The 23,310-nt window shown below is 69.3% G+C and carries 22 protein-coding genes; 12 read left to right on the top strand and 10 right to left on the bottom strand.

The genetic code is table 11. The annotated features are described in order from the left end of the window. Positions 1-4 precede the first annotated feature (4 nt). The 4 genes from J2728_RS07115 to J2728_RS07100 are packed head-to-tail and all read right to left on the bottom strand — an operon-like array spanning position 5 to position 3,186. Positions 5-760 (bottom strand): ABC transporter ATP-binding protein, encoded by a 756-nt coding sequence (locus J2728_RS07115; protein ID WP_309997853.1) that lies wholly within the window; start codon positions 758-760, stop codon positions 5-7. Beyond that, on the bottom strand, positions 757-1,797 hold the full coding sequence (locus tag J2728_RS07110; RefSeq protein WP_309999417.1) for a FecCD family ABC transporter permease: 1,041 nt from the start codon (positions 1,795-1,797) through the stop codon (positions 757-759). The genes J2728_RS07115 and J2728_RS07110 overlap by 4 nt, the downstream gene beginning before the upstream one ends. Then, positions 1,740-2,546 (bottom strand): ABC transporter substrate-binding protein, encoded by an 807-nt coding sequence (locus J2728_RS07105; RefSeq protein WP_309997851.1) that lies wholly within the window; start codon positions 2,544-2,546, stop codon positions 1,740-1,742. The genes J2728_RS07110 and J2728_RS07105 overlap by 58 nt, the downstream gene beginning before the upstream one ends. 4 nt (positions 2,547-2,550) lie before the next feature. After that, complete coding sequence (locus J2728_RS07100; RefSeq protein ID WP_309997848.1) at positions 2,551-3,186, bottom strand: TetR/AcrR family transcriptional regulator; 636 nt, start codon at positions 3,184-3,186, stop codon at positions 2,551-2,553. A gap of 207 nt (positions 3,187-3,393) precedes the next feature. On the opposite strand from J2728_RS07100, the gene J2728_RS07095 reads away from it, so the two are divergent. Genes J2728_RS07095 through J2728_RS07085 form a run of 3 tightly spaced genes read left to right on the top strand, consistent with a single transcriptional unit; the run spans position 3,394 to position 6,550 of the window. Continuing rightward, positions 3,394-4,824: a glycosyltransferase gene (locus J2728_RS07095; protein ID WP_309997846.1), complete on the top strand. Its 1,431-nt coding sequence runs from the start codon at positions 3,394-3,396 to the stop codon at positions 4,822-4,824. A gap of 17 nt (positions 4,825-4,841) precedes the next feature. Next, entirely contained in the window at positions 4,842-5,753 is a 912-nt protein-coding gene (locus tag J2728_RS07090; RefSeq protein WP_309997844.1) for an RsmD family RNA methyltransferase, read from the top strand. 5 nt (positions 5,754-5,758) lie between these two features. Then, the gene (locus J2728_RS07085) at positions 5,759-6,550 is read left to right on the top strand and encodes a TrmH family RNA methyltransferase (RefSeq protein WP_309997843.1); all 792 of its coding nucleotides are present in this window, start codon (positions 5,759-5,761) and stop codon (positions 6,548-6,550) included. Between the two features lie 142 nt (positions 6,551-6,692). Here the strand turns inward: J2728_RS07085 and hrpB are convergent, their stop codons facing one another. Further along, entirely contained in the window at positions 6,693-9,134 is a 2,442-nt protein-coding gene (gene hrpB / locus J2728_RS07080) for an ATP-dependent helicase HrpB (RefSeq protein ID WP_309997842.1), read from the bottom strand. A 179-nt stretch (positions 9,135-9,313) separates the two neighbouring features. Between hrpB and J2728_RS07075 the strand changes: the two genes are divergently transcribed. From J2728_RS07075 to J2728_RS07060, 4 genes are all read left to right on the top strand, one after another. Beyond that, entirely contained in the window at positions 9,314-10,876 is a 1,563-nt protein-coding gene (locus J2728_RS07075; RefSeq protein WP_309997840.1) for an amino acid permease, read from the top strand. Positions 10,877-10,964: 88 nt separating this feature from the next. After that, positions 10,965-11,681, top strand: coding sequence for an MBL fold metallo-hydrolase (locus J2728_RS07070; RefSeq protein WP_309997839.1), 717 nt, complete (start codon positions 10,965-10,967; stop codon positions 11,679-11,681). Between the two features lie 173 nt (positions 11,682-11,854). Further along, entirely contained in the window at positions 11,855-12,619 is a 765-nt protein-coding gene (locus J2728_RS07065) for a response regulator (RefSeq protein ID WP_309997837.1), read from the top strand. Next, a complete protein-coding gene (locus J2728_RS07060) occupies positions 12,616-14,037 on the top strand; it encodes an ATP-binding protein (protein ID WP_309997835.1) in 1,422 nt (473 codons plus the stop codon). The genes J2728_RS07065 and J2728_RS07060 overlap by 4 nt, the downstream gene beginning before the upstream one ends. A gap of 6 nt (positions 14,038-14,043) precedes the next feature. On the opposite strand, the gene J2728_RS07055 is transcribed toward J2728_RS07060, so the two are convergent. Then, on the bottom strand, positions 14,044-14,712 hold the full coding sequence (locus tag J2728_RS07055; RefSeq protein WP_309997834.1) for a DUF1345 domain-containing protein: 669 nt from the start codon (positions 14,710-14,712) through the stop codon (positions 14,044-14,046). 118 nt (positions 14,713-14,830) lie between these two features. Here J2728_RS07055 and J2728_RS07050 point away from each other — a divergent pair, with 118 nt between their 5' ends. Next, the gene (locus tag J2728_RS07050) at positions 14,831-14,998 is read left to right on the top strand and encodes a hypothetical protein (RefSeq protein ID WP_309997833.1); all 168 of its coding nucleotides are present in this window, start codon (positions 14,831-14,833) and stop codon (positions 14,996-14,998) included. Between the two features lie 9 nt (positions 14,999-15,007). Then, the gene (locus tag J2728_RS07045) at positions 15,008-15,211 is read left to right on the top strand and encodes a con-10 family general stress protein (RefSeq protein WP_309997832.1); all 204 of its coding nucleotides are present in this window, start codon (positions 15,008-15,010) and stop codon (positions 15,209-15,211) included. Between the two features lie 82 nt (positions 15,212-15,293). On the opposite strand, the gene egtB is transcribed toward J2728_RS07045, so the two are convergent. Together egtB and J2728_RS07035 are read right to left on the bottom strand one after the other, a co-directional pair. Further along, the gene (egtB, locus tag J2728_RS07040; RefSeq protein ID WP_309997830.1) at positions 15,294-17,456 is read right to left on the bottom strand and encodes an ergothioneine biosynthesis protein EgtB; all 2,163 of its coding nucleotides are present in this window, start codon (positions 17,454-17,456) and stop codon (positions 15,294-15,296) included. Between the two features lie 308 nt (positions 17,457-17,764). Then, positions 17,765-18,385, bottom strand: a complete 621-nt coding sequence (locus tag J2728_RS07035; RefSeq protein ID WP_309997829.1) for a TetR/AcrR family transcriptional regulator — start codon at positions 18,383-18,385, stop codon at positions 17,765-17,767. Between the two features lie 141 nt (positions 18,386-18,526). Here J2728_RS07035 and J2728_RS07030 point away from each other — a divergent pair, with 141 nt between their 5' ends. After that, positions 18,527-19,447, top strand: a complete 921-nt coding sequence (locus tag J2728_RS07030) for a haloalkane dehalogenase (protein ID WP_309997827.1) — start codon at positions 18,527-18,529, stop codon at positions 19,445-19,447. Further along, entirely contained in the window at positions 19,444-19,860 is a 417-nt protein-coding gene (locus tag J2728_RS07025; protein ID WP_309997826.1) for a DUF1330 domain-containing protein, read from the top strand. Before J2728_RS07030 ends, J2728_RS07025 begins: the two co-directional genes overlap by 4 nt. On the opposite strand, the gene J2728_RS07020 is transcribed toward J2728_RS07025, so the two are convergent. Both J2728_RS07020 and J2728_RS07015 read right to left on the bottom strand, forming a co-directional pair. Then, the gene (locus J2728_RS07020; protein ID WP_404979719.1) at positions 19,857-20,876 is read right to left on the bottom strand and encodes a formylglycine-generating enzyme family protein; all 1,020 of its coding nucleotides are present in this window, start codon (positions 20,874-20,876) and stop codon (positions 19,857-19,859) included. The two genes, J2728_RS07025 and J2728_RS07020, sit on opposite strands and share 4 nt — an antisense overlap. Beyond that, a complete protein-coding gene (locus J2728_RS07015; protein WP_309997822.1) occupies positions 20,873-22,528 on the bottom strand; it encodes a sulfatase-like hydrolase/transferase in 1,656 nt (551 codons plus the stop codon). The genes J2728_RS07020 and J2728_RS07015 overlap by 4 nt, the downstream gene beginning before the upstream one ends. Before the next feature lie 152 nt (positions 22,529-22,680). Between J2728_RS07015 and lptC the strand changes: the two genes are divergently transcribed. After that, entirely contained in the window at positions 22,681-23,310 is a 630-nt protein-coding gene (lptC, locus tag J2728_RS07010) for an LPS export ABC transporter periplasmic protein LptC (RefSeq protein ID WP_309997819.1), read from the top strand.

Below are 23,310 nucleotides of genomic sequence, written 5' to 3'. Positions count from 1 at the left end.
GCGACTAAGCGCGCCGCGCCGCCAGCACCAGACCCGCCGACGTCTCGACGAGCGCGCCGTCGAGGCCGAACACGCTGGCCAGGACCGCGCCCGACAGCGCCTCGCGCGGTGGTCCGTCGGCGACGACGTGGCCGCGCGAGACCACCACCACGCGATTACAGGCCCGCGCGGCGAGACCCAAGTCGTGCAGCGTCACCACCACGGCCGCCCCCGCCGCGGCCTCGGCGCGCAAGAGGTCCAAGGTCAGCAGCTGGGCGTCGGGATCAAGACCCGCCACCGGCTCGTCGGCGATCAGGAGCGGCGCGCGGGTCGCCAAAAGCCGCGCCAGCAGCACCCTCGCCCGCTCGCCGCCCGACATGTCGAGCACGCCACGATCGGCCAGATCGCCGGCGCCGACGCGCGTCAGGCAGGCGCGCGCCAAGGCGTCGGCCTCGGGGTCGGAAAGGTCGCTCGCCCCCAGCGCCGCGACCATCCGGGCCGGCAGGTTCCAGGCCGCGCGGCGCTCCTGCGGCAGATAGCCGACCAGGCGCGCGCGCTCGTCGGGCTTCAGCGCGCCCACGCGCCGCCCCGACAACAGCGCCTGCCCCGCCGCCAGCGGCAAAAGACCTAGCCCCGCGCGCAGCAGGCTGGTCTTGCCCGCACCGTTTGGGCCGACGATCCCGACGACCTCGCCGGGCGAGACGCTCAAGCTCGCCGTCTCCAGCACGCTCTTGCCGCCTTGACGGGCGCTGACCGCGTCGAGGGTCCAGACCGCGCTCATGACCGCCAGCTCCGGGCCGCGCGCCAGGCCAGGAGGGCGAACGCGGGCGCGCCGAAGAGCGCGGTGACGACGCCCAGCTTCAGCTCCTGCTCGGTCGGGATCAGCCGCGCGGCGAGGTCGGCCAAGACCAGCAACAAGGCCCCCGCCAGCGCGGACGGCCAGAGGATCTGTTTGGGATCGTCGCGCACCACCGCCCGCACCAGGTGCGGCGCGGCCAGGCCGACAAAGCCGATCACGCCCGCCGCCGCGACGGCCGCGCCCGTCAGCAGCGCCGCGCCGGCGACCGCGTAGACCCGCAGCCGCGCCATCGGCAGGGCCGACATGCGAGCGGCTTCCTCGCCCAGCGTCAGCATCCGCAGGCCATCTCCCGCCCTGGCGCAAAGCGCCGCGCCGATCGCCATCGGAACCAGCGCTCGCAGGGCGTCCACGGCGTCGCGGTTCTGCACCGACCCCATCAGCCAGGCCAGGATCTCGGCCGTGGCCACCGGCGATGGCGACAGGTTGAAGACCAGCGCGGTGAGCGCCCCGCCGAACGCCGATAGGGCCACGCCAAACAGGATCAGGGCCTCGGGCTCGCGGAACCGCGCGGCCAGCGCCACGACGGCCGCGCCGGCGACGAGCGCGCCGATCAGCGCCGACAGCTCGATCGCGCCGGGAATGGCGGCGAGGCCGGCCGAGATGGCGATCGCGGCGCCCAGGCCCGACACGGCGGAGACGCCCAGCACCCCGGGGTCGGCCAGCGGATTGCGCAACAGGCCCTGCATGGTCGCGCCCGCCAAGCCCAGGGCCGCGCCGACCAGGGCCGCGACGGCGACGCGCGGCGCGCGGATCGTCCACAACACCTCGCCGGGCGACGAGCCGGGTCGGGTCAGGGCCTGGACGTACTGGTTCCAGCTCAGTGGCGTCTCCCCCAGCGCCACGGCCGCGATCGCCGCCAACGCCAGGACCAGCAGCATGAGGAGACAAAGTCGGAGAAGGCTCATCGCGCCGCCTCCGCCAGCATCCGCGCGCCGTCGGCGGCGAACCAGCCCGGACAGCCGACCACCGAGGCCGGCAGCGAGGCGGCAGTCCGGGTCGCGACCACGCGCTGGAGGGCGGCGTGGCGGCCGGGTCCCCAGCGATCAGCGCCCGCCCGAGCCATGTCGAACAGTCCCAGCACCACCGCCGCGGGCGGCCGCATCACCAGCCCTTCCAGCGACACCGGCGCGAAGTATGGGGTCGGGGTCGCGTTGCCGTAGCCCGCCGCCTTCAGCAGGGCGTCGATCAGCGTGCCCGCGCCGGCGGTGAAGCCGCCGGGCGTCAGGTAGAGCGCGGAACGGCCCTTCCCCGCCCCGGCCGCCCGAGCCAGCTGGGCGTCCATCCGCGCGACGATTGCCTCGCCCTGGGCGCGGCGGTCCAGCGCGGTCGCGACCTTGCGGACATTGGCGCGGACGCCATCGAAGTCAGCCGCGTCGTCCAGGGCGACGGTGGTCACGCCCTTCCGCTCCAGCGCCTGGACAAGGCGCGCGTCGCCGCCCCACAGCCGCACCACGACTTGAGGCCGCGCCGTGACCAGGCTCTCGAACGTGGCGCGCCGCAAAGGCAGACCGACGGCCGCGTCTCGCATGTAGCTGTCGCGGGAGACGGCGCGGTAGGATAGGCCGACGATGCTGTCGCGCGGGGCCAGGGCCAGGACATACTGGTCCGCGCAGGAGTCCAGCGACATCACGCGAGGAGCCGCCCGGGCCAAACCCGGCGCGAGCGCCAGCGCCGCCACGAGGGCGCACAGGGCCTTGGCGGCGCTCATGAAATCAGTCCGTGACCAGGCCGTGCAGCAAGCCGTCCAGCATCACCTTCATCAGCCCCTCGGACGACGACCAGCCGCGCTCGGGCTTGGTGATCAGCAGCGACACCAAGCCATGGCAGCCGGCCCACAGCACCTCGGCCGCCTCGACCGCCGAACCCGAGCGCAGGCGGCCCTGGGCGGCGATCTGGTGAACCGGCTCGCTGAACTTCTCGAAACAGCGGTCGCCCAGCGACAGCAGGTCGGAGATCTTGTCCTGCGAGATGTGCTCGCCGGTGCTGCAGAACACCAACTGGTAGGTGTTGGGATTGTCGAGGGCGAACGTCATGTACGCCTCCAGCATCAGGCGCACCCGAGCGACGGCGTCGACCGGTTGGGCGGCGATCTGGGTGTTCAGGGTCAGCAGACGCTCGATGGCGTCGTTGCTGATCTCCATCAGAATCTGATCCTTGTCGCGGAAGTGCATGTAGAGCGCCGTCGACGACACCCCCACCGCGTCGGCGATCTTGCGGATCGTCGCGCCCGAATAGCCTTCGGCGATGAAGATCTTCTCGGCCGCCTCGAGGATTTCACCGCGCCTCAGGTGACCGTCCCCCTTGGGCTTACGCGCGGACTTTTGAGGCTTTTTCAGAACGACCGTCACGGACCTGGCTTCCCCTGCATTTCCCCAGCCCGATACTAAACGGGAATCACCCAGCCGTCGCAAGAACGTGCGTTGGCAACGACCGTCCGCCTCCAAAATCTTGGGTCGAGGGAAAATATCTTAAAACGCGCATTTTTCCGTTTGACACTTTTTAGTTGAGATACCGTTATCCCCGTCGTTGAGGCGATCTGGCGTCTTGGGGCGATAATGGCGCGTGAGGATAGACGGTTGGACCCGGCGTTCGCGCCGGCGGGCGGACTTGCGCCCCTATCCCAGCCAAGCACTTCGGAAGAACTCGCGCTCGCGACGGACCGCGATGGCGCTCACATTTCGCTCACGCCGCTCCAAGCGGCGACCATCGGAGCCGTCGGGCTGGCGATGGCCGTCGCCATGGCCCTGGCGCCAACCGCCGGTCTGGTCGGCGTCCATCACCTGTTCTTCGCCATCTTCCTGCTGGGCGGCCTGACGCGGCTAGCGGCCGCTTGCGCGCCGCTCTCCACAAGATCCCCCCCGCCCCTGGCGGACGCGGACCTGCCCGCCTACACGATCATCGCCCCGCTCTACCGCGAGGCCGAGGTGGTCGGCGAGTTGCTCGAAAACCTGGCGGCGATCGACTATCCGCGCGATCGGCTCCAAGCGCTGGTGGTGCTGGAGGCGGACGACTCTCAAACCTTGGCGGCCGCGCGCGCCCTGGACCTTCCCGCCTTCGTCCAGGTGCTGGTCGTGCCGCCAGGAACGCCCAAGACCAAGCCTCGCGCCTGCAACCACGCCTTGGCGAGAGCTCGCGGCGATCTGGTGGTGATCTACGACGCCGAGGACATGCCCGATCCAGGACAACTGCGCGAAGCCGCCGCCCGCTTCGCCGTTTCCGATCCGCGTCTCGCCTGTTTGCAAGCGCCTCTGCGGATCGAGGATCCCGGTTTCTCCCTCTTCCTGCCCTCGCAGTTCCGCCTGGAATACGCCGCCCATTTCGAAGTGCTGCTGCCGGCCCTGGCCCAATGGGGTCTGGCCTTCCCGTTGGGCGGCACCAGCAATCACTTCAAGGTCGCGCCCTTGCGAGAGATCGGCGCGTGGGACGCCTACAACGTGACCGAGGACGCGGACGTTGGCTTCCGCCTGGCCGCCGCCGGCTACACGCTGGGCGTCATCTCCAAGCCGACCTGGGAGACCGCGCCCACCACCTGGCGCCAATGGTTCCCGCAACGCGCCCGGTGGATCAAGGGGCACATGCAGACGCTGGCTGTCCATTCGCGCGGGCGGGTCGTCCGCCAAGCCCAGGGAGCCGCGGCGCTGGTCCTGACCCTGGCCCAATCGGTGGCGTCCTCGCACATGCACGGTCCGGTGATGGCGGTCGCGATCGCGGCGGCGGCGATCGACTACTGGCCGGACTCACGGTTCGACATCCCCGCCGCCGACCTCGTGCTCTACGCCCTGGGTTGGAGCTCGGCGGCGATCGCGGGCGCGCGCGGCATGATGAGGGCGGGCGGACAGCCCAAGGCCCTGCACCTCTTCGGCATGCCCTTCTACTGGCTGCTGCAGAGCGTCGCCGCGGCCCGGGCGCTGGCCCAGTTCGTCACCGATCCGCACCGCTGGGACAAGACCCAGCACGCGCCGCGCTCTGGACGGGTCCGGCTGTAAGAAGGTATGGGCGGGCGATGGCTCCGAAGATCGCTCCCGCCCCCATCGTCATGCGCACCACCGGCTGGGCGGACTACGCCCTGCTGGACAGCGGCCACGGCAAGAAGCTGGAGCGCTACGGCCGCTACACGGTCGTGCGTCCCGAGCCGCAGTGCTTCTGGGCGCCGCGCCTGGACGCGAAGGTCTGGGACAACGCCGACGCCGTGTTCGATCCGACCGACGAGGACGAGGCGGGCCGCTGGCGCTTCAAGGGCAAGCCGATCGAGAAGTTTCCCCTGGCCTGGGGCGACGCCAAGTTCCACGGTCAGTTCACGCCCTTCCGCCACCTGGCCTTCTTCCCTGAGCAGGCCGCCAACTGGGCCTGGCAGGACGAGCGCGTGCGCGCCTTCGCCAAGGCCTCGGGCCGCCAGCCCAAGATCCTGAATCTGTTCGGCTATACCGGCGTGGCCTCGCTGGTCTGCGCGGCGGCGGGCGCGGCGGTCACCCATGTCGACGCCTCCAAGAAATCCGTCGGCTTCGCGCGCGAGAACGCCGCCTTCGCCGGCCTCGCCGAAAAGCCCATCCGCTGGATCGTCGAGGACGCCCGCAAGTTCGTCGCCCGCGAGGTTCGGCGCGGCAATGTCTATGATGGGATCATCCTGGACCCGCCCAAGTTCGGCCGCGGCGCCGACGGCGAGGTCTGGCGCCTGTTCGAGGACCTGGCCGGCCTGACCCGCGATGTCGCCGCCCTGCTCGGCGAAGACGCTTCGTTCCTGCTGATGAACGCCTACGCCGCCCGCGTCTCGGGCGCGGCGATGTCGGGCCTGCTGGCCCAGGAGCTGGAAGGCCGGGGCGGCGTCATCGACTGGGGCGAGCTCTCGCTGGTCGAGGACAAGGGCGACCGCCAGATCGGCCTGTCGTTCTTCGCCCGCTGGTCGTCTGAAGGCTGAGGGACATGAGCACCAAGACCGTCACCTCCCTGACCAACGCGACCGTCAAGGCCGTCCGCGCCCTGCACATGCGCAAGGAGCGCGAGGAGAGCGGCCTGTTCCTGGCCGAGGGCCTGAAGATCGTCATCGAGGCGATCGACTGCGGCCACGCCCCCAAGATCGTCATGTACGGCCCCGACGCCGCCGACCATCCGATGCTGAAGAAGGCCGTCGCGGCGTGCCTCAAGGCTGGCGGCGAAGTCATTGAGGTCAATCGCGAAATCCTTGAGAAGGTCTCGCGCCGCGACAACCCGCAGGCGGTCGTGGCGGTGTTCCGCCAAGTGTTCACGCCGCTGGCGGCCATCGTCCCCGAGAGCGCGCCGTGCTGGGTGGCCATGCAGGCCGTTCGCGACCCCGGCAACCTCGGCACCGTGATCCGCACCGCCGACGCGGCCGGCTGCGGCGGGGTGATCCTGGTTGGCGACTGCGTCGATCCCTATTCGGTCGAAGGCGTCCGCGCGACCATGGGCTCGATCTTCGCCGTAAAGATCGCCAAGGCGACGATCCCCGAGTTCCTGGCCTGGCGCGAAACCTGGCCGGGCAGCGTGGTCGGCACGCTGCTGACCGCCACCGTCGACCACAAGTCCGCCGACTACGTGAAGCCGTCGCTGATCCTGATGGGCAACGAGCAGCAAGGCCTGCCGCCCGAGCTGGCGGCGGCGTGCGACGTGAACGTCAAGATCCCGATGCGCGGACGAGCCGACAGCCTGAACCTGTCCGTGGCGACCGGGATCATGATCTACACGGTGACGGGGTAGGGCCATCAAAGTTGCTCCCCCGCGATGCGGGGGAGCTGTCGCGGAGCGACTGAGGGGGCTAGCGCCTTGAAAGCCGAGCTCGCCCCCTCCGGCCCTCTGGGCCACCTCCCCCGCTAGGGGGAGGATTTGCCCGTCAGCCCCCTCACGTCCCTCGCGGCTTCGCCCTTGTCACCGGCGCGGCGCTGGCCGGATCATCCGGCCACACGTGCCGCGGATACCGCCCCTTCATCTCGACCTTCACCTCGCGCCACGAGCCCTTCCAGAAGCCCGGCAGGTCCTTGGTGATCTGGATCGGGCGGTGGGCGGGCGAGAGCAGGGCCAGCGTCAGCGGGACCTTGCCGCCAGCCACGCTGGGATGCTCGGCCAGGCCATAGAGTTCGCCGACCCGCACCTCGACGCGAGGTCCTCCTTCAGCGGAATAGTCGATGGCGAAGGTGTTGCCGGTCGGCGCCTCGAAGCGCGCGGGCAGCAGCGCGTCCATCTTCCGCTGCAGGTCCCAGGGGACCAGTGTCTTCAGGGCGTCGTGCAGCGTCCCCTCGTCCAGACTGGACAGCGACGAGCGCCCCGCCAGCAGGGGCTCCAACCACTCGTCGAGGCGCTCGATCAGGGCGCTCTCCGACAGATCGGGCCAGTCATCGCCGTCGACGTCGCGTAGGAAGGCCACGCGGTCCAAAAGCGCCCTGCCCCGCTCGCCCAGGCGCAGCGCCGACAGCCCCTCGGCGCGAACCTGATCCATCAAGGCGCCGGCGATCATCGCCGGGTCGGGATTCTCGATCAGCCGCTCTTCCAGCACCAGCCGGCCGAGCCGCAGCAGACGCTTGGCGCGCACCTTGCCGCCGGAGGTCTCCAGGCGATCCTCGGCGATCAGGCGGTCGGCGAAGGCCTCGCGCAGCTCGGTCTCCTCGACGGCGGCGGCCAGCAGGATGCGGTCGCGGCTGTCGCCCCCGCCCAGTTCACCCACCGCCAGCCAGGGCTCGCGCGCCAGGGGATCGGTCGGCTCCAGATACACCCCGCGTCCTCCGGCCAGCTGGAACTCACCCGCCTTGCCGCGCGCCTTGGCGACGCGCTCGGGATAGGCCTCGGCCAGCATCAGGCCGACCTCAAGCTCCTTCGCGCCGGATGCCCGCCCCGCCGCGCGAGCCCAGCGCTCGACCAGGGCCATGGCGTCGCGCGCCCTCGGCGAGCGATCGCGGCGCAGGTTTTCCAGCCGCCGACGCAGGTCGACGTCCTTGCCGCCCAGCCCTTGCTCGGTCAGCACCGCGGCGACCTCGGCCGCTTCGCGCGCCTGACCGGAGGCGGCGGCGCGTACGACCATATGCGCCAGACGCGGCGGCAGCGGCATCTCGGCCAGCGCCTTGCCGTGGGCCGTGAGGTCGCCGTGGGCGTCCAGCGCCTGGATGCGCGTCAGCAGACCCCGCGCCTCGGCGAAGGCGGCGGCCGGCGGCGGATCGAGGAAGGTCAGGCCGCCAGCGTCCCGCGCGCCCCAGCGGGCGAGATCCAAGGCCAGGCGCGACAGGTCCGCCTCCAGGATCTCCGGCCGGGCGAAGGCCGGCAGAGCGCGGGTCTCGGGCTCGTCCCACAGGCGGTAGCAGACGCCCGGCTCGGTCCGGCCGGCGCGCCCTCGGCGCTGGTCGGCGGCGGCGCGGCTGACGCGCACGGTCTCAAGCCGCGTGATACCCGAGGCCGGATCGTAGCGCGGCACGCGGGCCAGGCCGGCGTCGATCACCACCCGGACGCCCTCGATGGTCAAGCTGGTCTCGGCGATCGAGGTCGCCAGCACCACCTTGCGGCGGCCGGGCGGCGACGGCGAGATGGCGCGGTCCTGGGCGGCGGGCTCGAGCGCGCCAAAGAGCGGCGCGACGTCGACGTCGGCGCGGCGAAGGCGCTCGTTCAGCCAGCTCTCGGTCCGGCGGATCTCGCCCTGCCCCGGCAGGAAGACGAGGACCGATCCGCTCTCCTCGGCCAGGGCCCGCTCGACGGCGCGGCCGACGCGCTCCTCCAGCCGCTGACGCTCGTCGCGGCCCAGATAGCGGGTGTCGACCGGGAACATCCGGCCCTGGCTCTCGACGATCGGCGCGTCGGCCAGCAGCGACGAGATTCGCGCCCCGTCCAGCGTCGCCGACATCACCAGCAGGCGCAGGTCGTCGCGCAGCACGCTCTGGACATCGCGCGCGAAGGCCAGGCCGAGATCGGCGTCGAGGCTGCGCTCGTGGAACTCGTCGAACAACACGGCGGCGACCCCGTCCAGACCCGGGTCGTCGAGAATCATCCGCGTGAAGACACCCTCGGTGACGACCTCGATCCGCGTCCTGGCCGAGACCTTGGATTGCAGGCGCACCCGGAAGCCCACCGTCTCGCCGACGGACTCGCCCAGATTGGCGGCCATGCGGGCGGCGGCGGCGCGCGCGGCCAGGCGACGGGGCTCCAGCACGATCAGCTTGCGACCCTGAACCCAAGGCTCTTCCAAAAGCGCCAACGGGACGGCCGTGGTCTTGCCCGCGCCCGGCGGGGCGACGAGAACGGCGCTCTCCCGCGCGTTCAGGGCGCCTTTCAGCGCCGGAAGGGCCTCGAAAATGGGCAACATCGCGCCCGCTTTACTGGCCGCGCCGCTTCGCGCCAAGCATCTCTGGACTAGTCAGGCCGCCGGAGAACATTTACGCGCTTCCACCGCTTGGCCTTGACCCCATGCTCATAAAAGGGTCACGGTCCGCAAAATTTTCCAAAGGCGACCCCCGGGGGAGTCTTGCCTATTCAGGAGGAACTATGTGGCGCGTAAAATCGCTTGATGCGATCCTAGCGACGGCCGAGAAGAAATCCCTGCACCGGTCGCTCGGCGCCTTCCAGCTCACCATGCTGGGCATCGGCGGTATCATTGGCACCGGCATCTTCGTTCTGACCGCCGAGGCGGCTCAGAAGGCCGGTCCGGGCATGATGGTCAGCTTCATCATCGCCGGTTTCGTCTGCGCCGTGGCCGCTCTCTGCTATGCCGAGCTGGCCTCCATGGTTCCCGTCTCGGGCTCCGCCTACACCTATTCCTACGCCGTGCTCGGCGAGTTCTTCGCCTGGCTGGTCGGCTGGGCCCTGATCCTAGAGTACGCCGTGGCCGCCTCCGCGGTCGCCGTCGGCTGGTCGGGCTACATGGTGGGCTTGATCGAAGCTTCGCTACACGTCCAGTTGCCCCTCGCCTTAACGGCCGGCCCGTACGCCGGCGGCATCGTGAACCTGCCCGCGATCGTCATTTCGCTGGCCGTCACCGGCCTGCTGATCCTGGGCACCAAGGAAAGCGCCACCGTCAACTCGGTCCTGGTGATCGTGAAGGTCGCGGCCCTGGTGGCCTTCATCTGGCTGGCGCTGCCGGTCATCAATGACGATAACTTCAAGCCGTTCGCGCCGCTGGGCTCCACGGGCGTCGTCGCGGCCGCGGCCTCGATCTTCTTCGCCTATGTCGGCTTCGACGCCGTGTCGACCGCCGCCGAGGAAACCAAGAACCCGCAGCGGAACATCCCGATCGGCCTGATCGGTTCGCTGATCATCTGCACGATCTTCTACATGCTGGTCGCGGCTGGCGCGATCGGCGCCTACGGCGCTCAGCCCGTCTTCGGTCCGGGCGGCGAAGCCCTGGCCCCGGGATCGGTCATGCTGGCCGAGCAATGCTCGACCCTGAGCGGCGCGGGCAAGATGCCGCTGGTCTGCTCGAAGGAGGCCCTGGCCCACGTGATGCGCGAGCTTGGCCACCCGATGGTCGGCAAGTTCATCGGCCTGGCGGCCGGCATCGCCCTGCCCTCGGTCATCCTGATGATGATCTACGGCCAGACCCGCATCTTCTTCGTGATGTCGCGCGACGGCCTGCTGCCGCCGGTGCTGTCCAAGGTGCACCCGAAGTTCAAGACGCCGCACATCGTCACGATGATCACCGGCGTCGGCGTCACCTTCGCCGCGGCCTTCCTGCCGGTCGGCAAGCTGGCGGACATCTCGAACTCGGGCACCCTGTTCGCCTTCCTGATGGTGTCGATCGCCGTCATGATGCTGCGCGTGAAGCAACCCGACCGCGCTCGTCCCTTCCGGACCCCGCTGGTCTGGGTCATCGCGCCGGTGGCCGCCGCGGGCACCGTGGTGCTGTTCTTCTTCCTGCCGCACGACGCCAAGCTGTTGTTCCCGGTCTGGTCGGCGATCGGCCTCGTGCTGTACTTCGCCTACGGCTATCGCAAGAGCTATGTCGGTCGCGGCATCACGGACGTCCCGGAACTGGCCGAGGACGCCCCGCCCACCGCCGTCGCGCCGATGCCTGGCGCTCCGGCGCCGGGCTCGAAGGAAGAGCGCGACTAACAGGCTTGGCTTGATCTTGAGCCGATAGGCTTTAGGTCAAAAGGGCGGGCGCTTCGGCTCCCGCCCTTTTTCCTTGGAGGTCGCCTCGATGAGTGACGCCATGCCCATCGCCGCCATGATCGCGCCGGTCACGCCGCTGCAACAGAACTGCACGATCGTCTGGTGCGCGAAGACGATGAAGGCCGCGATCATCGATCCGGGCGGCGAGGTCGACCGGCTGCTGAAGGCGTTGGCCGACAAGGGCCTGACTCTGGAGAAGATCTGGATCACCCATGGCCACATGGACCACGCCGGCGGCGCGGCCGAGCTGAAGGCCCGCACCGGTGTCCCGATCGAGGGCCCGCACGAGGCGGACCAGTTCTGGATCGACCGCATCCAGCAAAGCGGCGAGATGTACGGCATGCCCGAGGCTCGCATCTTCGTCACCGACCGCTGGCTGAATGACGGCGACAAGGTCACGCTGGGCGAGACCGAGTTCGAGGTCCTGCACTGCCCCGGTCATACGCCGGGCCACGTGGTGTTCTTCCACCGCGAAACCAAGTTCGCCCAGGTCGGCGACGTGCTTTTCCAGGGCTCGATCGGTCGGACCGACTTTCCGATGGGCAACCATCAGGACCTGATCGACGCGATCACCCAGAAGCTCTGGCCGCTGGGCGACGACGTTCGCTTCGTGCCGGGTCACGGGCCGATGTCCAGCTTTGGCGCCGAGCGTCGGAGCAATCCATTCGTCGGCGACCGCGCGGTGGCGGCCATGAAGGCGCAAGGCGCGCGCTACCACGCGCCGGAGAACCATTCGCCCGGCTAGGATCAGGCGGACCCGGTTCGCAAAGGGGGGGGAGAAGCGAACCGGGTCCCAAACGCCGGAAGCCGCTAGTTGGGGGGACGGCGGCCGGCGCGGTTCTGGATGCCACGCTAGGGTTGCACCCCTGTTGCAGAGGTGAAATCAGAGCGTGACGGGCCCGTGACAGGAGAGCGCATATGGAAAATGCCCAGAACACCCTCCAAGGCGATCCAGACGCTCCCCGGGGCGCGGCGCCCCGCATCCTGATCGTCGATGACGATCCCGGCATCCGCGACGTGGTGTCCGACTTCCTCTCGCGACACGGCTACGCCGTGGAGACGGCGCAGGACGCCCGCACCATGGAACAGATCCTGGCGCACGGTCCGATCGATCTCGTGGTGCTGGACGTCATGCTGCCCGGCGAGGACGGTTTGGCGATCTGCCGCCGCCTCTCCTCGGCCACCGATGGTCCCGCCATCATCATGCTTTCAGCCATGGGCGAGGAGACGGACCGGATCGTCGGCCTCGAACTCGGCGCCGACGACTACCTGCCCAAGCCGTGCAATCCGCGCGAGCTGCTGGCGCGGGTCCGGGCCGTGCTGCGCCGACGCCAAGAACCCCGCGCGGTCGACGACGCCATGGGCGCGGCCTGTGAGTTCGCCGGCTGGCGGCTGGACCTCGTCCGTCGCGAGCTGCGCTCGCCGCAGTCGGTGGTGGTGAACCTTTCCAGCGGCGAGTTCTCGCTGCTGCGCGCCTTCGTGGAGCGCCCTCAACGCGTTCTGACCCGCGACCAGTTGCTGGACCTCGCCCGCGGCCGCGACAGCGACGCCTACGACCGCGCCATCGACGTCCAGATCAGCCGCCTGCGGCGCAAGCTGGACGATGGCGGCGGCGGCGAGCTGATCCGCACGATCCGCAGCGAGGGCTATATGTTCACCGCCAAGGTCGTGCGCACGCCATGACGATGTTTCGGCGCGGCGCGCCGCTGTTCGCGCAAGCCCTCGGCCTGGTCATCGTCACCCTGGTGGCGGCCCAGCTGATCGCGATCGCGGTCATCTTCAACCTGCCGCCGCCGCCACCGGAATTCTACCGTTCCGCCGAGATCGTCCGCGCGCTCAAGACCGGCCAGTCGGTCCAGCCCCGCGACGGTCGCCTTCTGGTGGTCAAGGAGCAAGGCTCCCTGCGCTCCACCGGCCCCGACAGCATCCGCCGCGCCGACTTCAAGGCCGGCATCGCGCGCGCGATCGGCGTTCCGGTCAACCGCGTCGAGCTGCAGATCGACAACGGCCCGCGGTTCTTTGTCCGTCGCACGCCGGTCAATCCTCCCAACGCCTCGAGCGAGACGCGACCGCCTCCCAATGGCCGCCTCCCGCGCGAGCCCTTCGCCCGAGAGCCCGGCTCCGGCGGTCCCCCAGGGGCGCGTAGCCAAGCTCGGGACGAGCCGCTGATCTTCGGCGATTTCAAGTTCGGGGTCCGTCAGAGCGACGGACGCTGGCTGGTGGTCGAGCCCAAGCCCACCTTCCGCCTGGACAGCTGGCAGCAGCGCATCCTGCTGATCCTGCTGCTGTCGGTGATCGCCGTGACGCCGCTGGCCTGGCTGTTCGCCCGCCGCCTGTCCCAGCCGATCACCGCCTTCGCCGACGCCGCGGAGCGGCTGGGCAAGGACCCGCGCACGCCGCCCCTGAACCTCTCCGGCTCGACCGAGGTGGTCGCCGCGGCCTCGGCCTTCAACATGATGCAGGAGCGCCTGCGACGGTACGTCGAGGACCGTACGGCCATGGTGGGGGCGATCGCCCATGACCTGCGCACGCCGCTCACCCGGCTGAAGTTCCGCATCGAGGCCGCGCCCGACGACATCCGGCCGAAACTGGCCGCCGACATCGACCAGATGGAGGCGATGATCGCCGCCACCCTGGGCTTCGTGCGCGACACCAACCGGCCGGCCGAACGAACCAAGCTGGAACTCGCCTCCCTTCTGGAGAGCGTCATGGACGAGGCCGCCGAGACGGGCGGCGACGCCACGGTCGAGCAAGCCGAGAAGACGGTGATCGAAGGCGATCCCGTCGCGTTGAAGCGGCTTGTTCAGAACCTGGTCGAAAACGCCCTCAAATACGGCGGCGCCGCGCGCGGCAGGGTCTACGCCGAGGAAGGCATGGCGATCATCGAGATAGACGACGACGGGCCCGGCGTGCCGCTGGCCGAGTTGGAGCGGGTGTTCGAGCCGTTCTATCGCGGCGAGCCTTCGCGCAATCGCGAGACGGGCGGCATGGGCCTGGGCTTGGCGGTGGTCCGCTCCCTCGCCCGCGCGCACGGCGGCGACGTCACCCTGGTCAACCGCCCGGAAGGCGGCCTTCGGGCCAGCGTGCGCCTGCCCGCCTGAAGGCGTCTAGCCGCCAATCAGACTGCCCATGATGTTGATGCCCAGCGCCAGCACGGCGGTGTTGTAGAAGTAGGCGGCCGCGGCGTGGGTGGTGACCAGCCGGCGCAGCTTCGAGGTCAGGATGCTGTTGTCCGACACCTGGAACGTCGCGCCGATGCTGAAGGCCAGATACGCGAAGTCGAGGTAACTGGTCGGCTGTTCTCCCGGAAACTGGATGCCGCCCTTGTCCCCGCCGGCTCCGAAATGGCGGTGCGCGTAGTGCAGGACGAACACGGTCTGCAGCACCAGCCACGACAGGATCAGCGTCGCCATCGCGCAGCCGATGATGGTGGCCTTGGCGCCGCTGGGCGCGTCCTTGACGACGATCATCGCGTCGACCACCGCGCCGAGGCTGGCGGCGATGGCGGTCAGCACGATCAGCATCAGCACCGGCACGCCCTCGTCATAGAGGGCCGCCCGCGATCTCAGCTTGGCCTCGTCGGAGCGGATGAACAGCGTCCACATCGTCAATAGATAGACCAAGGCCGCGCTATCCCAGGCCAGCAACAGGCGCGCTCCACGCGGCGCGCCAAAATAGTTCGCCGTTATCCAGACGACTATCCCGATCGCGAGAGCGACCGCCAGACGCCAATGCGACAGGGCGCGAGGCAGCATCTGCTTGGTGTTGCGGGGCATTCTCAGGCGACTCCTTAGGGCCGAAACATTCCCGGCCCGGCGTAATTAGTGCGACTTAATGGTGAACCGAAAGCGTGTTCGCTGGTTACTTCACCGGAACGCGCAGGAAACGACACATATGACCGACCCCGACGCCCCGCCTCCGACCGAGCCCAAACCGCCCGAGTACGAGCCCGGCGTCATCCCCGTCGAGGAGCCCCCTACCTCGCCGCCGGTCGATCCCGGGGACGACCGTCCCTATAGCGTCGCGACCTCGCCCGTACCGCCTGTGACCAGTCCCGACTAGGAGCCCCAGATGGACACCGATAGCGAACGTCCCCGCGGTCGTCGCGGTTTCGCCGCCATGGACCCGGAACGCCGGCGCGAGATCGCCAGGAAGGGCGGAGCAAGCGTGCCCAGCGAAAAGCGCAGCTTCGCCAAGGATCGAGACCTAGCCGCCAACGCAGGTCGCAAGGGCGGGTCCTCCTCGCGCGGCCGCCCCGGCGAACGCGGCATCTAATTGATCGAACCGCGGTTCGAGCGCGCCGGTTCCGACACCCTCGGAACCGGCGCTTTTTCGCGTCCGCGTCGCCCCTGGCTCGTCAGGCCGTCAGCAGGTAGACGCCGAAGGTCGGCTCCGAGCTGATCCAACGCCGGGCCACCGTCCAGCCCGCGCGGCGAGCGATCGCGTCGAACGCCTCCGGCTTGTACTTATAGGAGTTCTCGGTGTGGATCGTTTCGCCCCTGGCGAAGCGGAAGCCATGGTCGCCGACCATGACGATCTGGTCGCGGACGCTCTCCAGATGCATCTCGATCCGGCTCTCCTCGGCGTTCCATATCGCCCGATGGGCGAAGGCGGCGGGGTCGAACGTTCCGTCCAGTTCCCGGTTGATATGGACCAGCACGTTGCGATTGAAGGCCGCCGTCACGCCTCGCGCATCGTCATAGGCCGGGATCAGCACCGAAGGGTCCTTGGCGACGTCGGCGCCGACCACGAACATGGCCCCCTCGCCCAGCAGCCTCCGCGCGCCCCGCAGCAGGGCCTCTGCCTCCTCCGGCGCGAAATTGCCGATCGTCGAGCCGGGGAAGAAGCCGACCAGCGGACGGCCGCGCGCGCCATCCGGGGGCGCTAGCGCCTTGGTGAAGTCCTCGACCAAGGGCGCGATGGTCAGAGAGGGATAGTCCTTCCGCAAGCTGGCCGCGGCTTCGTCGAGGGCGCTGGGACTGATGTCGATCGGCGCGTAGACCGCCACCCGAGGGGCCGCGTCGAGCAGGATGCGGGTCTTGGTGCTGGCGCCGCTGCCGAACTCGACCAGGGCCGCGCCGTCCGGAATGCGCGCGGCGATCTCCGGAGCGATCTCGCGTAGCAGGGCCGTCTCGGTCCGGGTCAGGTAGTATTCCGGCAGCTCACAAATCTGTTCGAACAGCCGCGAGCCCTCGGCGTCGTAGAAATACTTGGCCGGCAGGGTCTTGGGCGTCGCCGACAGGCCCGCGATCACCTCGTCCAGGAATGCGTTCGCGGGCTTCACTTCAACGAGGCGATCGTCATCGGCCAAGCGCACGCCGGCGAACATCCACCGCCGGTCCGGATGGAAGAAGTTTCGGTAGGTCGCGCGCGAATGACCCGGCGGCGTGGCCTCGCAACCGCCTCGCAGGACCATCTGGTTGACCATGAACTTGCCGTTGTACTCGCCCAGGGCGCCCGCTCCCGGCTTGAAGCCCGGATAGGCGGCGTAGGCGCTGGAGGTCCACTGCCAGGCCGCCCCGAAGAGCTGGCGCAAGCCCGTGTCGCCCGAGGCGGTGGCGGCGGCCTCCCACTCGGCCTCGGTCGGCAGCCGCCGTCCGGCCCAGGCGGCGTAGGCCGCGGCTTCGTAGTAGCTGACATGGAGCACCGGCGCCGACGGGTCGACCGGCAGGCGCCCCCGCAGGGTCATCGTGGTCCAGGTCCCGTCCGCCTCCCGCCGCCAATAGGCCGGCGCGCTCCAGTCCTCCTCCCGGGCCTTCGCCCAGCCCTCGGAGAGCCAAAGGTCGACGCGTTGGTAGCCGCCAGCCTCGATGAAGGCGATCCATTCGCCGTTCGTGACCAGGCGATCCGACAGGCGGAACGGCGCGACATAGGCGCGATGCCTGGGGCGCTCGTTGTCGAAGGCGAAACCCGTCTCCTCGGCCCCGATCTCGACCAGTCCGCCCGCGAAGCGATGGAAGCGCTGCGGTCCATGGTCACCGCGATGGGCGGGCGCGCCGGCCTGATAGGCGGGGCTAAGCGGCGACTGGGCGAACAGGTGAAGGATGTCCATCAGGATCAGTTCCTGGTGCTGCTCCTCATGCGCCAGGCCAAGCTCGAGACGTTCGCTGATCTCGGGCGTGAGCGGTCCCGCCAGGAGCCGCTCCATCGCCGTATCGACATGCGCGCGATAGAGGCCGATCGCCTGGGCCGACGGGCGCGTGAGCAGGCCGCGTTGAGGCCGGGGCTGCCTTGGGCCGACCGCCTCGTAGTAGGAATTGAACAGATAGTTGTAGTCGGGGTCGTGGACGGCGTAGCCCGGCAGGAACGGCGTCAGCAGGAAGGTCTCGAAGAACCACGTGGTGTGGGCGCGGTGCCACTTGGTCGGGCTGGCGTCCGGCATGGACTGGGCGGACTGGTCCTCGGGCGACAACGGCGCCGCTAGGATCTCGGTGCGCCGACGCACCCGGCGATAGCGCTCTATCGCGGCCGGGGCCTCGACGTCGGCCAGATCGATGACGGGCAGATCGTCGGGGGTCATGGGAACTCCTTGGGAGGTGGCGCGCCTGCCGGCCCAGGCGACGACAACGTCCGCGAAACTTCGGCGTTCCAACCTCCGCTGGCAAGCGGCGCGGGCTCGCGCTGCTGACACACCGTGTCAGGACGCTTGGCGCTGGGCTTGAACGAATGGGGCGTCGAAATTCAAGCGACTGTCCGAAAAGGGATGGAGGATGTCCGCGCGCGGCGGCGTCCCTATTTGGCAAGGACACCGATCATCCCTTACGGTCGGGAGTCCGCCGGCCGGAGAATTGAGCAGCTCCGGCCGGCCCCTTCTCCCGCGCGGAAGGCTTAGACGCCCAGCCGATCCAGCAGCGCCGAGATCGTTTTCTGAAGGACTTCCTTGGCGGCCAGCGGCGAAAGCTCCTGGTCCTGGCGCAGACGCCGCCACGCGTCGAAACTCAGAAGCAGATCGATCGCCTCGAAGACATCACGGTCCGCGGCCAGATGGGCCGGCAGTTCGCGCCTCAGGATTTCGCGCGTCCCGGCGACGAACCTGGCGTTGTCGAGGGCCAGCGTCTCGGACTGATGGCGAAGCACCTCGGAAGCCCGCTTGAAAGGGGCGATACGCTCGTAGGCCCAGCCCCGACGCTCGACCAGCTCAAGCACGCGCTCGCGCCAGGCGACCGCCTTGAACGGGGTGTCGGCCAAGGTGACCAGCTCGTTTTCGATGACGCCCGACATCTCGCCATACAGGCTCTCAAGGTCTTTGAAGTGCCGGAAAACGGTGCGCAGCCCCACTTCCGCTCGCGCCGCCACCTGTTCGGCCGAAGGCGAAATAAAACCTTCGCTCACCAGGTCCAGCATCGCCCGAACGATGCGGGCGCGACTGTCCTCCCCGCGCCGGCGTCGGCCATCGGCGGACGGCTCGGCGGTGGCGGGATGAGGCAGAAGATAGCGCGCGCGATCCAAGTCCGAGACCCTCCTTTCTCCTGCTTAGCGTCCGCCGGCGGCGACCGCTACCCGGCAACGCGCGCGGTCCTTCTTGACAGCGGGCGAGATAGTGACACTCATTATGTCAATACAAACGAGGAATGCGAAGGGAGAGACGCCATGGAGGTGCTGCGAACGCCGGACGCGCGGTTCGAGGGACTGGCCGATTGGCCCTACCCGCCTCGCTATACCGAGATCACGGACGCCGACGGAACGCGCCTGCGCGTCCATCATGTCGATGAGGGCCCGCGTGGTCAGCGCCCCATCCTGCTGATGCATGGCGAGCCGTCCTGGGCCTATCTCTATCGCAAGATCATCGCCGACCTGGTCGCCCGAGGTCGCCGCGCGGTGGCGCCCGACCTGGTCGGCTTCGGCCGTTCGGATAAGCCGGCTTCGCGCGCCGACTACACCTACGAGCGGCACGTGGCCTGGATGAGCGACTGGCTCGTCCGCAACGACCTCAAGGACATCGTCCTGTTCTGCCAGGACTGGGGCGGCTTGATCGGTCTGCGGCTGGTGGCGGCCTTCCCCGAGCGCTTCGCGGCGGTGGTCGTCTCCAACACCGGCATGCCGATCGGCCAGGGCAAGACCGAGGGCTTCGAGGCCTGGTTGAACTTTAGCCAGAACGTCCCGGAGCTACCCATCGGCTTCATCCTGAACGGCGGGACCGCGCGCGATCTCACCGACGCCGAGCGCGCCGCCTATGACGCGCCCTTCCCGGACGAGCGCTACAAGGAAGGCGCCCGGCAGTTCCCGGCCCTGGTGCCGATCACGCCCGAGCACGCCTCGATCGCCGAGAACGAGGCGGCCTGGAAGGTGTTCGAGCGCTTCGACAAGCCGTTCCTGACCGCCTTCTCGGACAGCGATCCGATCACGCGCGGCGGCGAGGCGATCTTCCAGGCCCGGGTGCCGGCGACCCAGAAATCCAAGCACGTGACCCTGAAGGGCGGACACTTTATCCAGGAGGACGCCCCCGCCGAGATCGCCGCCCTGCTGGACGAGGTCGTCGCGTCCCTGCCCCAGCCGGAGGCGGTCGCGTGAAGGTCGTCAACGCCGTCTTCCCCGAGGCTCCCCAGGTCAGCGAATTCTTCGGCGCGCCGGAGGATGGGCCGTTCGTGATGGTCAACCTGCTGAAGTTCCACGACAAGGCCCAGTATCCGGACGGTTCGGACGCCCACCTTTCCGGCAAGGAGGCCTATTCCCGCTATGGCGAGGCGGTCAGCAAGCTGGTCGAGGGCCTGGGCGGCCGCATCCGCTACAGCGGCGCGGTGACGGGCCTGTTGCTGGGCGAGGTCGAGGACTTGTGGGACGCGGTCGCCCTGGCCGAGTACCCGTCCCTGGCCGCCTTCCAGGCCATGGTGATGTCGCCCGAGATGCACGCGATCGAGCACCACCGCAAGGCGGGGCTGGCTGGCCAATTGAACATCCGCACCCAGCCGGCGCCGGGCTTCTAGCGCTCCCTCAGCACCGTCCGGAAACCGATGTGCGAGGCGCCGCTGTCGGGCGGACCCGGGGTCCGCGCGGCGGGGCGATAGCGGAAACAGAAGTCATCGGCGCACAGGAAAGAGCCGCCCTTGATCACGTGCTTGGCCACGTTCGGCTCGTCGGGATCGAGGGCGCGGACCTCGGGTGGTCCGCCGGTCTCGATCACGCTGGCGGGCTCCAAGCCTGGCTTGAACCAGTCCTTGGTCCACTCCCAGACATTACCCGCCATGTCCCAGAGGCCATGGCCGTTGGGCGGGAAGCAGCCGACGGGCGCGGCCCGCGCCTTGAAGCCGTCATCGCCCAGATCCTGGGCCGGAAAGACACCCTGCCAGGTGTTCGCGCGCGGAAACCTGGCGTCCTGGGGCTGGTCGCCCCAGGCGTAGCGCTTGGCGACCCGGCCGCCCCGCGCGGCGTATTCCCACTCGGCCTCGGTCGGCAGGTCACGGCCCAGCCAGCGGGCGTAGGCCATGGCGTCCTCCCAGGCGATGTGGACGACCGGCCAGGCTTCCTTGCCCCGGATGCTCGAGCCCGGCCCCTCGGGATGCCGCCAGTCGGCGCCAGGGATCACCCGCCACCATTGTGAAGGATCGTCCGACCTCGCTGCCTTTTCCCCCACGAAAACGAGCGAGGCCGGACGCCGCCGCGCCGCCGACAACGGGGCGTCGCGGGCGGGCTCGAGCGGACGTTCGGCCACCGTGCGATAGCCCGTGGCCGCGACAAATCGCGCGAAGGCGGCGTTGGTGACCTCGGTCCGGTCGATCCAGAAGGGTTGAACGCGAACCTTCTCGGGCGGCCCCTCCTCGGGCCGGATCGGCGCGCCGCCCATCAGGAACTCGCCGCCGGCCAGCCTGACCATGCCGGCGGCGCGGTGCGCGGGATCCGGGATCGGCGCGTCGGCCAGACACGCCTTGGGCGTCTTCGGCCCGCAGGCCGCCAGCGAAAGGACGACGACCGCGCCGGCCAGCGACGAGAGCGACGACTTCAATTGTCCCAATAGATGTACTCGTCGCTGGGCTTGGGGGACTGGTTGCTCGGATGGTCGATATAGATCGCGCCCGACAGCAGCGAGGGCCAGGCGGGCTTGGCCATCTGGCTGTCTAGCTGGGCCAGGATCGCGGTCAGTTCGCGAACCTTGTCCGGACGCGCCTTGGAGAGGTCGCGACGCTCGGTCGGATCGGCGGCCAGGTCGAACAGCCAGACCTTATTGGGTTCCTGGGCGACCTGCAGCTTCCAGCCTCCGGCCATCACCACCTTGTAGCGGCCCGAGCGCCAGTACATCGCCTTGTGCGGATCGCCGCCCGCCCGCCCCTTCACGAAGGGAACGAGGTCGACGCCGTCCAGCACCCGGTCGGCCGGCGGACGGGCGCCGGCCGCGCCGGCCGCTGTGGCGAAGATGTCCACGTGACCGACCGGGCTGCGATAGACCGCGCCGGCCGGCAGCTGGGCGGGCCAGCGCAGCAGGAACGGGACCTTGATCCCGCCCTCGAAGAACGTCGCCTTCCAGCCCCGATAGGGCCGGTTCAGGTCCGGCAGACCCACATAGTTCGCGCCGCCGTTATCCGAGGTGAAGATCACCAGGGTGTTGTCGTCCAGCCCTCTGTCCTTGAGCGCCTGAAGGACCCGCCCGACATTGCGGTCGAGGTTGCGGACCATCGCGCCATAGACCCGCAGACGGTGGTCCTTGATCCCCGACAGGGCGTCGTAGTCGACCTTGGGCGCCTGCAGCGGCGTATGGACGGCGTTGTAGGCCAGATAGAGGAAGAACGGCCGGTTCCGATTGGCGTCGATCGCGGCCACCGCCTGATCCGTCAGGTAGTCGGTCATGTAGGCGTTCGGGTGGAACAGCGGCCCGCCATTGTACTGGACCGCATAGGGCAGCGCGCCCCACAGGAACTTGTCGATCGGGTCGAAGTCCTGGCGGGACTCCACGACGGACGCGTCGCCCACCGGCGCGAACAGCGAGGCGCCGGCCATGAAGCCCAGGCTCTCGTCGAAGCCCTGGTCCTCGGGCCTCGAACCCTTGATCCCGCCCAGGTGCCACTTGCCCAGATGCACCGTGTGATAGCCCCGCGTCTTCAGGGCCTCGGCGATGGTCACCTCGGTCGGCGGCACGGCCTCGGTGCTGTCGTCCTTGGGCGCGTTCTTGACCTCGGCGGCGTTGAAACGCGAGGGATGCAGAGGGTCTCCGGAATGACCCCCGACCACGCGCGAGAAGGCCACGGGCGTCGGGGTGAACTCGAAGCCGAACCTCGTGGCGTAGCGGCCGGTCATGATCGCCGCCCGCGACGGCGCGCAGGTGGCGTTGCCCGCGTAGCCGTTGGCGAAGGTGACGCCCTGACGCGCGATGGAATCGATCGCCGGGGTCGGGACCGCGCCGCCCGCCACGCCGCCGCCGTTCAGGGTGATGTCGTTGTAGCCGAGGTCGTCGGCGAGGATGAACACGACGTTCGGCGGTCGCTCGGCCGTCGGCGCCGGCGCCGGAGGTCCTTCGTTCCACGACACCGGCCGATAGGACTCGATCTTCGGCTGCTGGGCGCGGGCATAGAGGATGATCAGGTCGAAGCGGAAGAACCACAGGGCCGCGCCGGCCAGCCCCAGGGCGAGCGCCGCGGCGCAAACCACCTTCAAGACCCGCATGCTCGCCTTCCTCTACTCACCGGAGCGGAGCATATATATTGACACCAAAAGTGTCGATAGATCGCCATCGGCGCGGTTTCGCCCGTCAGAACGCGTCGAACGAGAAACAAAGGTCTTGGGCGAACGGCGGCGTGGGACTATCCATTCCCCAAATGCTCACCCAGACCGACGGCGCCGCCGCCATCCCCCCCCTCAGCGCCTCGGAACGGGCCCGCAATCGACGCCGGGCCCCGGTCCGCCGACTGCGCCTTGGCCTGGCGGTGTTCGCGATCGCGGTCGGCGTGACGGTCGTGGGCCAAGCCTCGTGGCGCAGCTTGGCGTCCAGCAAGCTGCAAACCCAGGCGGCCTCGACGCCGTTGCTGCTCGACAAGCCCCGCTTCACCGGCGTTCTGAAGGACGGTCGGCCGTTCCTGATCACCGCCGACCGCGCCGAGCGCGACCCGAACGATCAGGATCTCGTCCGCCTCAGCGCCCCGATGCTGGTCCGCGGCTACGGTCAGCCGGACGCCAGCCAGGCCACGGCCAAGAGCGGTGTCTATCGAGAGGCCGCCCATACCCTGCTGCTTACCCAGGACGTGAAGATCACCAACGGCGAAGGCTACGAGTTCGACGCGCCCCAGGCGCTGATCGACATGCGCACCGGCGAGGTCAGCGGCAACGGCGGCGTCGCGGGCACGGGCCCCAACGCCAGCACGCGCGCCAACACCTATAGCGTCAAGGACAAGGGCGACCGGGTCATTCTGAATGGCCGCGTCCGGACGCGGCTGGAGCCCCGTCCCTGA

This window comes from Caulobacter segnis, from assembly GCF_031454995.1.
GTDB classification, from domain to species: domain Bacteria; phylum Pseudomonadota; class Alphaproteobacteria; order Caulobacterales; family Caulobacteraceae; genus Caulobacter; species Caulobacter segnis_E.
This window is presented reverse-complemented; position numbering and strand designations above follow the sequence as displayed.